The following is a 15,458-nucleotide window of genomic DNA, read 5'->3' as shown; positions in this document are numbered from 1 at the left end:
TTTCTTTTTTTACATATTTACGTTGTTTAGCTCATAAATTGGAATAAGGCATATGCTATTATCTAATCTTAATTCCGACTTGCCGCATTGGAGAACGTGCCTTGAATAATATTCTTAGGGGGGAAATCAGATGAACGTTGGGTTTTGGCTTAACATTATCGTGATGGGATTGCTCATTTATGGCCTATTTTTTCTCCAGAAAAAACACGTTTCTTTCTCCAAAAGGGTCTTCCTAGCCTTAGCAGTAGGTATTATTTATGGATTTATTCTTCAGTGGCTTTACGGACCGATCCATCAGACAGTGGTGGATTGTATTCAATGGTTTAATCTAGTCGGTACGGGTTATATCAAACTGCTACAAATGATTGTCATGCCACTTGTCTTCATTTCAATCTTAGCAGCGTTTACAAAGGTGAAACTGAGCAAGAATGTTGGAAAAATCAGCGCGCTTATCATTGGATTATTGGTAGGGACAACGGCCATTGCCGCTACGGTGGGGATTGTAACAACCTTAGGATTCGATTTAGAATCTGTTCAAATTCACGAAGGTCAGGCGGAACAAGTTCGTGGTGAGCAACTGGTACAACGCTCGGCTGAGGTTGCAGATAAAACGTTTCCACAGCAAATGTTGGATTTATTGCCGGCTAATCCGTTCCTTGATTTAACGGGGGCACGGCCAACTTCGACTATTTCAGTGGTTATATTTTCCGCATTTATTGGCATTGCCTATTTGGGAGTCAGAAGGAAAACACCGGAACATGCCGAACTGTTTGAAAAATTGATAGATTCGTTGCATGCCGTCATAATGCGGATTGTTACAATTATTTTAAGACTAACTCCATATGGTGTGTTAGTGATTATGACAAAAGCGGTTGCTTTAAGTGATATTGATGGCATCCTAAAACTAGGAAAATTTGTTGTCGCCTCCTATGTCGCGTTAATTGTGATGTTTATCTTTCATTTAATTTTGTTATCAGTAGTCGGTTTAAATCCACTTACCTATTTGAAAAAGGCATTCCCTGTGTTGACTTTTGCCTTTACATCGAGGACTAGTGCGGGTTCACTACCTATTACGATAAAAACACAGCAATCATTAGGGGTGCCAGAAGGCATTGCTAACTTTGCAGGTTCGTTTGGATTAACGATTGGTCAAAATGGATGTGCTGGGGTCTATCCGGCGATGCTCGCAATAATGATTGCACCTACAGTAGGAGTAGAAATTAATGCGACCTTCATTGCGACTGTAATCGCTGTTGTTGCCATTAGCAGTTTCGGAGTTGCCGGGGTAGGGGGGAACGCCACTTTTGCTGCCATTCTTGTTCTATCAGCCCTTAACCTTCCAGTTGCATTAGCTGGTCTATTAATTTCCATCGAACCGCTAATTGATATGGGTCGGACTGCGCTAAATGTGAGCGGGGCCATGACATCAGGTATATTAACAAGTAAAGTAACCGGAGAACTGAACCCAGAATCTTATCAGAGCTTGGATAATCGCATAGAAGCAGAAGTCTAACAAAGAAGCCAGCCCTTTCGCAAGTCGGGCTGGCTTTTTCCTATTACATATTTAATTCAGTAGATTGTGATTGCTTCAAACGCTGTTTCTTAGATTTTTTAAAATGGAACATTTCATACACAACTGGAATGACCACAAGTGTTAACAACGTCGCTACACTCAGTCCACCGATGACGACAACAGCGAGGTTTTGCGAAACTAAGCTTCCTGTTTCCGCTTTTTTAAATAAAAGCGGAATCATCGCACAGATGGTGGCGACGGCTGTCATTAAAATCGGACGCATCCGGACCGCTGCTGCTTCGATCAGAGCATCGCGAATAATCATCTTTTCTTCATTTTGTTTCACACGGTCAAGTAATACAATCGCGTTCGTAACAACGACCCCGATTAACATTAACGCTCCTAATAAAGAGGTAATATTGACTGGAATTCCACTGATAAGTAAAGCTAAGATTGCTCCGATGGCTGCCAATGGCAACGAGAAAAGAATCGCAATTGGTGCCCGGATTGTTTTAAATGTAATCACCATGATGAGGAATACAATTCCAACTGATAAGAGCATCGTCATAAACAAGTCAGTAAAGTCGCTTGCCTGCTGAGCACTTGCACCGCCCATTACCACATCAATATCTTCCGGAAGATCCATTCCTTCCACTTTAGCTGGCTTGTTTCCAAAAATCGCTAGGTTAATCTCTTTGGAGACTTCAGAAAGCTTTTTCGAATCCACATTAGCTGTTACCCGAACATAAGGGTCGCCATCCTTGTGGAACTGGCTTGTCGGTTTTTCTTCCGATTTTAATGTTGCAACTTGAGAAACTGGAACCATTCCACCAGCTGTCATCACCAAAATATTTTCTAAATCTTTTGGCGTGCTAGGATCAAACATTGGTTCGACAAACACATTAATATCTTGCTCGTTCAATTGAACTTTGCCAATCGGAATTCGATTGATCATTGCAGAAACTTGCCCGGCAATCTGAGCCGTTTCAGCTTTCTTTGGATCAACGTTTAACGAGTAAACGGTCTTTTTCTCTTCTTGGTTCGTTTCAACCGTCTCGACACCGTCAATTCCTTTGATTTCAGCTTTGATTTTGTTTGCCGTTTCTTCCAATACCTTTAATTCAGAGCCTAATACATCAATGGTAATTTGAGAAATACCTACTGCTCCCATAAGTGATGCAGCGGCAACACTATATTTCGCATCTTTGTATTCGGATTTCTTCTGCTCCATTTTATCGATAAACTGTTTTGAATCTTTTTTATCTTTCAAAATGACTAGGACAGCGGCAGTTGTAGGTGAACCAACTTCTCCAAATTGAGCTTGGTCAGCATTGTTTCCAAGCTGGGTAACAACTTCCTTAATTTCAGACTGGTTTAGTACATATTTTTCTAGTTCCAACGTTTCTTCTTTTACTTTGTCGATTGGTGTATTATTCGGATAGTCTAGCGTTATTTGGATAAAATCGGCCGAAGCACTATCAGCCGCACCCTTTGGCATCATGAAATATGTTGCAATGGAACCGACAAATAAAACGAACGATGTTAGTAAAACGATCCATTTATGGTCAAGTGACCAGGAAAGCAGCTTCGTGAATTTCTTAGATGGCTGATGAGTTGGTAGTTTTGTATTTTTTAATAATCCCGCACTCATTAATGGCACTACTGTTAAAGCTACAATTAATGAGCTTAGTAGAGAATAAGTTACCGTTAAGGCAAACGGTAATAAGAAGTCTTGCAATGCTCCGCTGACTAAGCCAATTGGTAGAAATACAGCCACAGTAGTCAACGTTGATGCAGTAATCGCTGCACCAACTTCTTTTACGGCCTCAACAATCATGCCAATCGAGAACGATTCCTTTTGCATTTTTCGGAAAATATTCTCGATAACTACGATACTATCATCTACTAAACGACCAACCGCAACGGCAACCCCACCAAGTGTTAAAATATTTAAAGTGATGCCGGAGCGTGATAATAGGAATAACGTAAATGCTAACGATAATGGGATCGAAACAATTGTGATGAACGTTGATTTAATATTTCTTAAGAATAACATAATGACAATTGTCGCGAAAAATGCTCCAAGTAAAACTTCCTTCATCATTGTTTTAACAGATGTTTCAACCATATCGGCAGTCGAAATAACGACATTTGCATTCACATTGTCATATTTTTTATTAACTTCCTTAGCAGCCGCCACGATATTTTTACTAATGGCAACTGCATTTGCTGCGCTTTCCTTTTGAACGATTAAATAAAGTCCTTCTGCGCCATTGACGCGATTAATCGAGTTTTCAGGCTTCTTTTCTTCAATGGTGGCAATGTCTTTTAAAAGAACACCTGGTGCCACCGGCAAATTTTTCACTGTTTCGATTGAATCAATTGTACCAGCCACTTGAATATTACTTGCTTTGCCGTCAATCGTTTTTTCGCCTACAGCCATGGCCAGATTTCTACCTTGTAAAAGCGTCGTAATCGCTTGTAGCGATACCTGTTTTTCCGCCATCTTCGCATTATCGAGTTTCACGGATAAATAGGAATTCGCTGTCCCATATGCTTGAACATTGGCGACACCGTCGACATCTTTAAAGTACGGAAGGATTTTCTGTTTAGCAAAAGCCAAGTTCTCAGCTGTTAATCCTTCATCAAAGGTAACGGCAATTTGTGAGATCGGGATCATGGATGTGTTAAGCAATACGACAATCGGTTTGGAAACGTTTTGCGGTAGCTGAATTCCATTAATGAATTCTTGAGCTTCTTGTTTAGCTTCTTTCATAATGATTCCAGATTCGTAGAAGATATCGATCTTCGTGAACCCGTCACCTGTTGTAGAAAAAATGTTTTTCTTACCCTTTACTCCACTAAGGGCGTTCTCTAGTGGAAGAGTTACTTGTTCCTCCATTGTTTTCGAATCTGTCCCTTGCCCCATGACAACCACAGTAATCTGTGGATTATCCGCTGCCGGGAGGAACTCCATTGGCAAAGTGAAATAACTGATGACACCCATGACGAGGATGAGAAGCGACATGATGGTTACAGCAGCTTTGTTACGAAAGGCCCATTTGGTAAACCATGACATTTAATTAACACTCCATTCGTAGTAAAAATTTACTATAATTACAACAGTAAATATTACCACTAGTGGAAAAAATAACAAGGAGGGCTGTTAAAACTTTAGAAAAAATTTACATTTCGACAAAAAGAGAGATATTCTGACGATATCTCTCTTTTGCAAAATAATATTTTAATGTGGTAAAAACGCCAATTGATAAAAGAATAGTACTGCAAAAAGATAAAGTAACGGATGAACCTGGCGCCACTGGCCTTTCACTATTTTTAATAGTGGATAGGAGATAAATCCTAAGGCAATGCCTGTCGCAATGCTTGATGTTAGTGGCATGCTTAAAATGATAAGGAATGCCGGAAAGGCTTCATCTAGTTGATCCCAATTAATATGAGAGATGCTTCCCATCATTAAACTACCAACAATAATAAGGGCTGGTGCGGTAATAGCTGAAATTCCAGAAACCGCACTGACAAGTGGTCCGAAGAAGGCTGCAATGATAAAGAGAATGGCTACAGTAACTGAAGTTAAACCAGTTCTCCCACCTGCTGCAACTCCGCTTGAAGATTCGATATAAGCAGAAGTTGGGCTCGTCCCAAACATCGCGCCAATCGTTGTCGCAATCGAATCCGATAGTAAAGCTTCCCGAGCTCGTGGCATTGTTTTACCCTTCATTAATCCTGCTTGCTGAGCAACACCAATCATTGTCCCGGTTGTATCAAAAATCGTTACCAATAAAAAAGAGAACACTACTGCATAAAGGCTATGTTGAAACACTTCAGCAAAAGCGGTAATCGGATTTAATACGATTAGACCTTCAGGCAATTTTGGCAGCGAAACAAAACCTTGTTCAAATTGAAGCTGACCAGTAAAAAAGGCAATCACACCTGTAATAATCATTCCAAAGAATAACGCTCCATTGACGCGTAATACCATTAATATAAGTGTTACTGCAAGACCGACTAATGCCAAGATCGCTCCCGGCCTATGCAAATCCCCAAGTGCAACTAAATTAGTTGGATGTGCTTGAATGATTCCTGTTAAGCGCAGGCCGATAAAGGCGATAAAAAGCCCGATTCCGGCAGTTATTCCGTGCTTGAGATTGTCGGGAATCGCTTCAATTAATTTACTTCTGAAAGGCGTTAACGATAAAGCAATAAATATTAAACCAGCAATAAACACTGCGGCAAAAGCAGTTGTATAAGAAATATTTCCATGTGTACCAACAACTGAATAGGCGAAATAGGCATTTAAGCCCATTCCAGGAGCAATTGCGATTGGATAATTGGCGAACAATCCCATCCACAATGTTCCGATGACAGTGGCGATGATTGTCGCCGTAAAGACTTGATCAAAAGGCACGCCTGCATCAGCTAAAATAATTGGGTTAACGATGACGATATAGACCATTGTTAAGAATGTTGTAATCCCTGCTAGTACTTCTGTTTTCGTATTTGTCTGATTTTCTTGCAGTTTAAACACTAATACCCCTCCGTTAAACACGAACAATTTTTATCACGTTCTTAATATTATTCGTTTTTATTCGGATGTTCAATAGTTATTTATAAAAATGGTGACTATTTTTATATTTTATCCAATGTTATCATCGGAAAAATAGCAGGAATATCGTTAGGAGGTTCTAAAACCCGAATATTATCCTTTGTAAAGGGGTGGCAAAGTTCGAGTTTTACCGCATGAAGCGCTTGCCTATCGTAAATAAGTTTCCCTCCATAGAGTTTGTCTCCAATTAGTGGGTGACCGAGATGATTGAAATGAACACGAATCTGATGGGTTCTCCCTGTTTCTAACCAACACTTTATCAATGATAGGTTTTCCTTTGGTAAATGTTCAATCAACTGATAGTGGGTAACGGCCAATTGACCGGTTGGAGAAACCCTCCTTCTCGTTGGATGATGGCGGTCGCGGCCAATCGGTTCACGAATGGTCCCCTTTTTTGTTTTTAAACGGCCTTCCACTAAGGCCAGATAGGTTCTTGTAATTTTTCTTTGCTCCAACATTCCGTCTAAAATCGCTGCTGCTAACGGATGCTTTGCGAAAAGAATCGCCCCGGACGTATCGCGGTCAAGCCGGTGAATATGCCTCGCCCAGTTGGACTCTCCATTCATTTGTAAATATGAGCTTACCCCATTTAATAGTGTACCATCTTGATTTGGTTCGTTAGGGTGAGTGTCGATTCCCGCAGGTTTATTGACAATTAACACATGGTCATCTTCATATAGGATAGCGATATCCATATAGGTCGGAGTGATTTCTGCCTCATAGCCTTCAAAAAAATTGATGGAAAGAGTGTCTTCAGGTTTAAGTGGGGTCAGCCAGTTAGCCGCTGAATGGTTGACTAACACCCTTTTTTCCATGCGATACTGATGAGTCAGCTTCTTCGGTGCTTGCCAATCCTGCTTGAAAATGTCCTCCACCGTTTTACCTAGCCATCCTTTAGGTAGAGAGAATTCAATCCAATTGCCTTTTCTTTGTGTTTTAATCATCGATAAATCTCCTTAAATTACCACGGTCTTTATTCCGTGTTTTATGATATTCTAATTGTATATTATTCGCAGAGAAGAGCAATAAAAGGTGGTTATACTGTGAGAGTTGTATATGCATCTACTCCAGAACAGGAGGAAAAAATTAAAGAATTGATCCAAAAGTTTTATACCGATGTATTTCCTTTGTATTTTACAGATGAGGAAATTAGAGAATTTGAGCGACTAAACATTCTCAATACTTTAGACTTGAGTTTTGAGTATTTTGGAACACTGAAGGATGCTTATCAAGTCATTACTAGTCTACACACTCTCTTGTCTATTTTAGAGGGAAGCCATTTTACCCATCAATATGAATCGGTATTTAATCGCAATGTACAAACATTAAATGAATTTGGTTTATCTTTCCCATTTTCATATGAAAACTTTTCCTTTTCCAGGCATATTAAAGCAGAAAACTTAAGTATCTACACAAGAGCAGACAACCAAATGCTTATTTAAAGAAAACGCCTACTGTTATTCGTTAACAGCAGGCGTATTCTTTAATCATTTTTTTACATATTGTTCGAGCCATTGGCGGTATTGTGCTGCATCACGCGCACCATCGATTCGTGCTACTTCTTTTCCGTCTTTATAACGGACAAGGGTTGGTGTCCCGTCAATTCGATATTGATCCCAGCCTTGTTCAAATTCTAAAATATTGTACTGATCAATATGAATACTCATTTCATCAGCAAGCGGCATTAGAATTGGCGTTGCTACCTTACAATGAGAACATTCAGGTGAGAAAAAGTAAACTGTAAGGTCCTCCTTATTGGCTAGCTTTTTCTCCAAATCTTCGGGAAGAATGATATTTTGGTAATTCGGATCATTCAGTTGGTCAATGGTAGATTGCTTCAGCTTTTTTGTTTTATAAGGATTATTTCCTTCCACTTTTTGATTGTTTTGCAGATTATTGACAACGGCCAAGGCAACAAACAAAGCCACGATAACCCCAATAAAAACCAACATTTTTTTCATATAAGTTAACCTCTCTTTTTCCAAATAATAAAACTGCAAATAAAAATAATCATAAAGGCAGTTAAGGCTAAAAACGGAATCGTAATAAATCCTAGCCAATTGATGTATTGACCTGTGCACGGTACTCTCCCACAGGAAGGGGCCATATCGGCAAAGAAGTCTACCTTTTGTAGTAAATAATGATAAAAAGATATCCCTCCACCAATTGCCGATAGAATCATCGTGTAGAGGGAGATCTTATAATCCTTCTTCATGTAGGCAATTCCCAGTACCACCACAATTGGATACATCAGGATTCGTTGATACCAGCAAAGCTCACAGGGCTCATATCCACGAACTTCGGAAAAGTAAAGGCTCCCAAACATGGCGATAACGGATGCTGCCCATGCGGTAAACAATAATGATTCTTTGTTTTTTTCGCTCATTGTTAACTCCTTTATATTGAAGCATTTTTATAGTTAATTTTAAGGGAAAAGTGGAAATATCTCAAATACGAGATTTAGTCAAAATACATATTTATTAAAATGGAAATTAGCGGTATTATGTAGAGGTATCATTTGATTAAATCCTACGAAAATTGTCGGATATTGTATGAAGGATTCGTTACCGTGTGAATCGAAATTATTGGTAAGGAAATCGTTTGGAGGGAATGCTGAAATGGTTTGGAAACAAAAAGCTGAAAAGTGGCAACAATTTGCCGGTCTAGAACCGGAACTAAAGGAACAGCTTCAAAAACTACAAGCCGATGAAAAAGGGTTAGAAGAAGCTTTTTATAAAAATCTTGAATTTGGAACAGGTGGAATGCGCGGCGAGATTGGTGTCGGCACGAATCGGATGAATACTTATACAGTTAGAAAAGCATCCGCAGGGATGGCTGCTTACATAGAAGCCGCAGGAGAAGAGGCGAAAACCCGCGGAGTCGCCATCGCATACGATTCACGTCATAAATCAAAGGAATTTGCGTTAGAGACTGCCAAAACGTTTGCTTCAAGCGGAATTAAAGCTTATTTATTTGAAAACTTGCGGCCGACACCGGAACTTTCCTTTGCGATTCGCCATCTAAACGCTTATGCCGGAGTGGTGATTACCGCAAGTCATAACCCTCCTGAATACAATGGCTATAAGGCCTACGGACAGGATGGGGCACAGCTGCCACCTGCCGTTGCTGATATTGTGATTGATTATGTTGATCAGATAGAAGATGAACTGGTTATTGCGGTTGAGGATGAAAAGAGCCTATTCGAAAAGGGATTAATTGAAATAATTGGTGAAGAAGTCGACAAAGCCTATATTCAAAACCTATTAACGATTTCGGAAAATCCGATGCTAGCTGGTGAATCGGATATCACCGTGGTGTTCACACCATTACACGGTACCGCCAACCTACCTGCGCGTGAAGGTTTACGGGCCTTGGGCTACCAAAATATCCATGTAGTCGCAGAGCAGGAATTGCCGGACCCGCAATTTTCAACGGTCAAAAGTCCAAATCCAGAAGAACATGCCGCCTTTGAACTGGCGATTCGCGATGGAAATCGCTTAGGTGCCGATCTACTCATCGCAACAGACCCTGATGCCGACCGGTTAGGGATTGCTGTTAAAAATGAAGCTGGCGAATATGTCGTATTAACCGGAAATCAAACAGGGGCGCTGCTGCTCGATTACATCCTTTCACAAAAGAGTGAAAAAGGAGCGCTCTCTAATAACGGAATCGTGTTTAAAACGATTGTCACTTCTGAATTAGGTCGAAAGGTTGCTGCTGCGTTTGGAATCCCAACCGAAGATGTCTTAACCGGCTTTAAATTTATCGCTGAAAAGATTGAAGAATATCAACGCTCTGGTAAACATACCTTCTTGTTTGGCTATGAGGAAAGCTACGGATATTTAATTGGCGATTTTGCCCGAGATAAAGATGCCATCCAGGCAACAATCCTAGCAACGGAGGCTTGTGCATTTTATAAGAAAAAAGGCATGACCCTGTATGAGGCGATGCTAGATGTCTATAATCGCTATGGCTTCTACTTAGAAGGACTTAAGTCACTTACCCTAAAGGGGAAGGAAGGCGCTGAAACGATTGGGGCGCTCCTGTCAACGTTCCGTGCAGATCATTTACAGCAAATCGGTTCATGGAAAATTGTTGCCGCTGAGGACTATTTAAACAGTGTACGGACTAGTGAAGCAGGCGAGGAAGCCATTTTACTGCCGAAATCAAATGTTCTAAAATATATCTTAGCTGATGGCTCATGGGTTTGTTTACGTCCCTCAGGTACGGAACCGAAAGTGAAGTTTTATTTTGGCGTAAATGGTCAAAATATGGATGAAACCAAAGGCAAGCTTTCCGAATTAGAAAAGGCCTTTATGAATTTAGTGGATGAAAAGCTAAAGCTTGTTTCAAGCAAGGAATAGCAGCATGAAAGGAAGATTTTATATGTTAAAAAATCAAGTTGCCATCGTGACAGGTGCGTCGCGTGGCATTGGCAAGGAAATTGCTAGGAAGTTGGCTGGTGAGGGTGCCCGCCTAACCTTAGTAGGCAGTTCAGCAGACGTGATGCAGTCTGCAAAGGCTTTAAATTCGGAGGGCTTTGCAGAGGTAATCGGAGTGCAAGCCGATGTCGCAAATGAAACGGATATGAAGCGGGTCGTTCAAACAACTTTAGATCAGTTTGGGCAAATCGACATTTTAGTAAATAATGCGGGAATCGGTTTTTTTAAGATTGTAGAAGAAGTGACCCTAGAAGAGTGGAAAAAGGTATTTGAGGTAAATGTGCAAGGCGTGTTTTTAGGGGCCAAGTCTGTTCTACCTCATATGAAGGAGCGTCGCTCTGGGACTATCATCACGATTTCCTCTGACGTTGGTCGTTATACCATCCCAAATGGTGCTGCCTATACATCTACCAAGTATGCGGTCCAAGGCTTTTCAGGATCATTGGCCCAAGAGGTTCGTGAGTTTGGAATCCGCGTGGGCACGATTAATCCGGGGATGGTCGATACCTATTTCGCCAACTCCACCCAAGGCCTCCCAGAAAAAGAGGAATGGCTAAAGGTAGAAGACATCGCAAACGCTGTTGTTTACATGGCATCGGCTCCAAAGCATATGCTTATCGACGAAATTATCCTCCATCCATTAGTGCAGAATTATCCGATAGCTTAACATCGCTAGTCGTGGCCCGGGAGTTTTTTGTGACTCCCGGTTTTTTGTGTTTGGTTGATAAAATAGGGGAAACAGTTGATAAACTTCTAACGCAACACTACAACTTTAGTCTGACTCCAGTCTCAAACCTTTTTCTAAGGCAACACACCGCAAAAAAAGTTATAATATTAGAAAAACGCTAAAAATTCGGGGGAATTGGATGGAAAATCGTCATTCTGAATTGTTAATTTTAAAAGAAATTGCCGAGTTATTAAACACGGGAACGAACCTAGATGAAATGCTGGTTGGTGTCTTAAAAAAACTGTTGCAAGTGACGGGGATGGAGACGGGCTGGATTTTTCTCATCGACGAGAAGGGAAACCATCAGGTGGCAGCTAAAGAGAACCTGCCACCTGCGCTTTGCTACAAAAGCCTCAAACCGTTGTGTAACGGAAAATGCTGGTGCGTCGACCGTTATAATGACGGAAGATTATTGAAGGCGACCAATATTATTGAATGCAAACGAATTGAGGACGCCATTGAGTACAAATGGGGAGATACGAATGAACTTACCCATCATGCCTCAGTCCCCTTGAGGGCAGGCGAGGAAAAATTCGGAATTCTAAATGTTGGTTCGCCACAGAAAACCTATTTCCAACAGGACGAATTAGCATTACTTGAGTCGATTGCCTTCCAAATCGGGTCTGCCATTAAAAGGCATTACCTCATCCAAAAAGAACGGCAAATCGCCTTAACGGCGGAGCGAAACCGCTTGGCACGAGATCTTCATGACTCCGTCAATCAGCTACTATTTTCACTAAGCTTAACGGCTAGGGGCGGGCAGGAAATGATCGATCAGCCTGAAATAAAGGATACCTTCGCATTTATTCAAGACTTAGCTCAAGAGGCGCTTAACGAAATGAGAGCCCTTATTTGGCAGCTGCGGCCACAAGGCTTAGAAAATGGGGTCGTTTCAGCATTAACCAGCTATGGCCAAATGTTAGGGCTCAGCTTGGTTACAGAAGTCAAAGGGTTACTATCTTTGCCGGGGAAAGTTGAAGAAATTGTCTGGCGCATTGGACAAGAGGCTTTGGCGAATTGTAAAAAACATTCCGGCCAATCGGAAGTGAAAATCGTACTCACGGTCGAAAAAAGTCAGCTCCGCATGCTAATCGAAGATGCTGGCTGCGGCTTTTTATACGATGAAGCAAATGAACTTCCATCTTTGGGGCTAAAAAGCATGAAAGAGCGTACCGAAGCAATAAATGGTATGTTCAACTTAATCAGTCAACCGGGCCAAGGGACGAAAATTCAAGTCATGATACCAATTTAAGGGGGGACCCAAATGACAATAAAAATCTTAATTGCCGATGACCATCATGTGGTGCGGCGTGGGCTTGTTTTTTTTCTAAAAACCCAAAAAGATCTTGAGGTAATCGGTGAAGCGAAAAATGGTCAGGAAGCAGTTGAACTGACAAAAACATTAAACCCTGATATTGTGCTAATGGATTTGGATATGCCGGTAATGGACGGGATTGAGGCGACCAAACAAATCAAAACTGCGCAGCCGGAAATGAAGATCATGATATTAACGAGCTTCTCCGACCAAGACCATGTGATTCCGGCCATTGAAGCGGGAGCGTCCGGCTACCAGTTGAAGGACATTGAGCCGGATGAATTGGTCCGTTCCATCAAACGGATTCTTGCCGGTGAAAACCAGCTACACCCGAAGGCAACAACCCATCTATTATCGCATTTAGCCAATAAAAACCGTGATGTTAAATCACTGACCGATGATTTAACGAAACGGGAGCTTGAGGTCTTATTAGAAATAGCCAAAGGTAAAAGTAACAAAGAAATTGCCTCGTCATTATTTATTACCGAAAAAACCGTCAAAACCCATGTTTCGAATGTGCTGGCAAAATTAGAATTGCAGGATCGGACCCAGGCCGCACTGTTTGCCGTTAAAAATGGTTTACTTGAAAACTAATCTACGACTAAAGGCTGAGTCCTAAAAGAAGATTTTTCTACCAAAATACTGAGACGATTATCAAGCATTATACGGATTTAAGCTTTGATTGCTTTTCCTATAATGAAACTATCGAAAAGCAAAGGAGCGAATATTAAATGAAATTACTCATTATCAACGGAAGCCCAAGAAAAAATGGCCGCACTGGCAGAGCGATGAGAAATATCGTCAGAATGTATGGTTTCGATCAAATCGATTTAAGCAGCGAGGACGCAGTACCATTATTCAATGGCGAGGATGAGCAAGATCAGCTAAACAGCGTAATCGACCTCCGACAAAAGGTAAAGGAAGCTGATGGAATCATCCTTGCTTCACCTGAATATCACAGTGGCATGAGCGGTGTCTTGAAAAACGCCCTAGACTTTTTAGGCAGTGAGCACTTAAAGCATAAACCAGTGGCACTACTTGCGGTTGCCGGTGGAGGAAAGGGTGGCATTAATGCCTTAAATAACATGAGAACGGTGATGCGCGGATTATATGCGAACGCGATTCCTCGTCAGCTAGTGTTAGACCCAAAAGCGTTTGATTATGAAAATGACCATTTCCATGAAGACTTTGTTCCTTTAATCACTGCATTAGTCGAAGAATTACACCTCTACGCTCATGGCTACCAGGCAATGAAAGAGGTGTTATACGGTGAGCGTACTTTATAAGGACCGACGCTTTTATTTTATCCTGATGGCGAACTTGTTATCCTCAATTGGTTCGGGGATTACGATGATTGCCGTTCCTTGGTTGCTTGTCTCAAAAGGTGATGGAGCCGTCATTTTTGGCTATGCGACTATTGTTATGACCTTGATTAATTTTATCATGGCTCCTTTTATTGGTCAGTGGGTTGATCGCTATTCCCGGAAAAGGCTGTTAATGATCGGGGAAACAGTTGGCTTTGTGCTAATTCTGGGTTTCGCCATCCAAGGCATCCTTGGAGTCGAATACACAAATTGGCATTACATGATTTTATATGGAACCGGCAGCTTTTATTACAATTTGTTTTATCCTGGCATGTTTGCTTTTAATCAGGAAATCTTCCCAAAAAGCGCTTATAAGTCTTTAAATGGGGCGATGGAAATTCAGGGTCAGCTTTCAAGCGTCATTGCCGGGGCTGTGGCGGCAATGCTCCTTGGGAAAATCAATCTTGAATGGATTCTCCTCTTTGATGCTTTTACTTACATTAGTGCTTTCTGCTTCTTCTGGGCAATTCCCTATACAGCTAGAACATTCACTATAACAAGGGGTGATTCTTTTGGGCAGAAGCTAACCGAAGGCTATCGCTATATGAAGCTGAGACCGAAATTGTTCTTATTCTTACTAGCGTCATTTGTCCCATTTATTGGTGTAATGGTAACCAATTATTTATTTCCGGTTTATTTAGTCGATGTCTTAAAAGTGGAAGGTTCGATTTATGGTGCGCAAAGCATGGTGTATGGAATTGGTGCCGTATTGGCGGGCATAATGATTCCGTATATGGTAAAAAAATTTGGTAATGAAAATTCGATTGTCATAACAACCTTACTATATACGGTCGGAATTAACATTATCCTGATGACAAAAGCGATTCCTGTTTTCCTTGTCATTATTGCTCTTTTAGCATTCGGAAATGCAGGTACACGGGTAGCCCGGAATACCTATTTAATGGACCATATTCCAAATCAAATTGTCGGCAGGGTCGATAGCCTATTTCGAACAATCGGCTTGGCAATTCGTGTAGTTTTATTAAGTACATTTACCTTGATAAATTCAAGCTTTGATGTTCACTATAGCTTTTACCTGTTAGCATTTATTTTAATCCTTTCATTTTTCGTGGTTATTTTCACGAAAAATTCAACTACTACATTGGCAAAAGAAGGGCTGAATCAACCTGTTTGATTCAGCCCTTCTTTTATTCAAATATAGCCATATCGTAGTCCGTTTCGGTAACCCCTAAACTAGCGTTCGCATGGTCGATGTATCTTAATAATGAATATAAATGTTTTTCCAGGACGGAATAATCTTTTTCAAAATGGTAAGAATGGAGGAAATGCTCAATTTTTTTTGCCAAAAATTGATCTTCTGTGCGCACCATTAGGATTAATAAATTATCCCATTGTGACCGGTGTGTATAATATAACGCTCGGTCATAATCAACAATATTCATCTTCTCTCCTCCTTACTAGGAGTTGAGATTATTGTATGACGCTACCCTTCAAAACTTACTAAACAAAAGT

14 protein-coding genes are annotated in these 15,458 nt (G+C 40.9%); 8 read left to right on the top strand and 6 right to left on the bottom strand.

What is annotated here, in order from left to right; translation table 11 throughout:
* Positions 1-130 precede the first annotated feature (130 nt).
* A complete protein-coding gene (locus ACX9YW_RS08025) occupies positions 131-1,513 on the top strand; it encodes an L-cystine transporter (protein ID WP_460344508.1) in 1,383 nt (460 codons plus the stop codon).
* A gap of 43 nt (positions 1,514-1,556) precedes the next feature.
* Here the strand turns inward: ACX9YW_RS08025 and ACX9YW_RS08020 are convergent, their stop codons facing one another.
* The 3 genes from ACX9YW_RS08020 to ACX9YW_RS08010 form a co-directional block, all read right to left on the bottom strand.
* Positions 1,557-4,592 (bottom strand): efflux RND transporter permease subunit, encoded by a 3,036-nt coding sequence (locus tag ACX9YW_RS08020; RefSeq protein ID WP_460344505.1) that lies wholly within the window; start codon positions 4,590-4,592, stop codon positions 1,557-1,559.
* Positions 4,593-4,757: 165 nt separating this feature from the next.
* Positions 4,758-6,059, bottom strand: a complete 1,302-nt coding sequence (locus ACX9YW_RS08015) for an NCS2 family permease (RefSeq protein WP_460344502.1) — start codon at positions 6,057-6,059, stop codon at positions 4,758-4,760.
* A gap of 101 nt (positions 6,060-6,160) precedes the next feature.
* Complete coding sequence (locus ACX9YW_RS08010) at positions 6,161-7,081, bottom strand: RluA family pseudouridine synthase (RefSeq protein WP_460344499.1); 921 nt, start codon at positions 7,079-7,081, stop codon at positions 6,161-6,163.
* Between the two features lie 99 nt (positions 7,082-7,180).
* Here ACX9YW_RS08010 and ACX9YW_RS08005 point away from each other — a divergent pair, with 99 nt between their 5' ends.
* Positions 7,181-7,579, top strand: coding sequence for a YhcU family protein (locus tag ACX9YW_RS08005; protein WP_460344496.1), 399 nt, complete (start codon positions 7,181-7,183; stop codon positions 7,577-7,579).
* Between the two features lie 45 nt (positions 7,580-7,624).
* Here ACX9YW_RS08005 and ACX9YW_RS08000 read toward each other — a convergent pair whose 3' ends face one another.
* Entirely contained in the window at positions 7,625-8,098 is a 474-nt protein-coding gene (locus ACX9YW_RS08000; protein WP_460344493.1) for a thioredoxin family protein, read from the bottom strand.
* Positions 8,099-8,103: 5 nt separating this feature from the next.
* Complete coding sequence (locus ACX9YW_RS07995) at positions 8,104-8,523, bottom strand: disulfide oxidoreductase (protein WP_460344490.1); 420 nt, start codon at positions 8,521-8,523, stop codon at positions 8,104-8,106.
* 232 nt (positions 8,524-8,755) lie between these two features.
* On the opposite strand from ACX9YW_RS07995, the gene ACX9YW_RS07990 reads away from it, so the two are divergent.
* The 6 genes from ACX9YW_RS07990 to ACX9YW_RS07965 all read left to right on the top strand — a co-directional run bounded on the left by ACX9YW_RS07990 (position 8,756) and on the right by ACX9YW_RS07965 (position 15,120).
* The gene (locus ACX9YW_RS07990) at positions 8,756-10,501 is read left to right on the top strand and encodes a phospho-sugar mutase (RefSeq protein ID WP_460344487.1); all 1,746 of its coding nucleotides are present in this window, start codon (positions 8,756-8,758) and stop codon (positions 10,499-10,501) included.
* 22 nt (positions 10,502-10,523) lie between these two features.
* Positions 10,524-11,246: an SDR family oxidoreductase gene (locus ACX9YW_RS07985; protein WP_460344484.1), complete on the top strand. Its 723-nt coding sequence runs from the start codon at positions 10,524-10,526 to the stop codon at positions 11,244-11,246.
* 199 nt (positions 11,247-11,445) lie between these two features.
* On the top strand, positions 11,446-12,558 hold the full coding sequence (locus tag ACX9YW_RS07980; RefSeq protein ID WP_460344480.1) for a GAF domain-containing sensor histidine kinase: 1,113 nt from the start codon (positions 11,446-11,448) through the stop codon (positions 12,556-12,558).
* A gap of 12 nt (positions 12,559-12,570) precedes the next feature.
* Positions 12,571-13,215: a response regulator gene (locus tag ACX9YW_RS07975; RefSeq protein WP_460344477.1), complete on the top strand. Its 645-nt coding sequence runs from the start codon at positions 12,571-12,573 to the stop codon at positions 13,213-13,215.
* Between the two features lie 137 nt (positions 13,216-13,352).
* Complete coding sequence (locus ACX9YW_RS07970; protein WP_460344474.1) at positions 13,353-13,907, top strand: NADPH-dependent FMN reductase; 555 nt, start codon at positions 13,353-13,355, stop codon at positions 13,905-13,907.
* Positions 13,891-15,120: an MFS transporter gene (locus ACX9YW_RS07965; protein WP_460344471.1), complete on the top strand. Its 1,230-nt coding sequence runs from the start codon at positions 13,891-13,893 to the stop codon at positions 15,118-15,120. The genes ACX9YW_RS07970 and ACX9YW_RS07965 overlap by 17 nt, the downstream gene beginning before the upstream one ends.
* A 13-nt stretch (positions 15,121-15,133) precedes the next feature.
* On the opposite strand, the gene ACX9YW_RS07960 is transcribed toward ACX9YW_RS07965, so the two are convergent.
* Complete coding sequence (locus ACX9YW_RS07960; RefSeq protein ID WP_460344468.1) at positions 15,134-15,388, bottom strand: YhdB family protein; 255 nt, start codon at positions 15,386-15,388, stop codon at positions 15,134-15,136.
* Positions 15,389-15,458: the final 70 nt, after the last annotated feature.

The organism is Pseudoneobacillus rhizolycopersici (genome assembly GCF_054786815.1).
The sequence above is the reverse complement of the archived record's forward strand: the minus strand, read 5'-3'. Positions and strand labels throughout refer to the sequence as shown.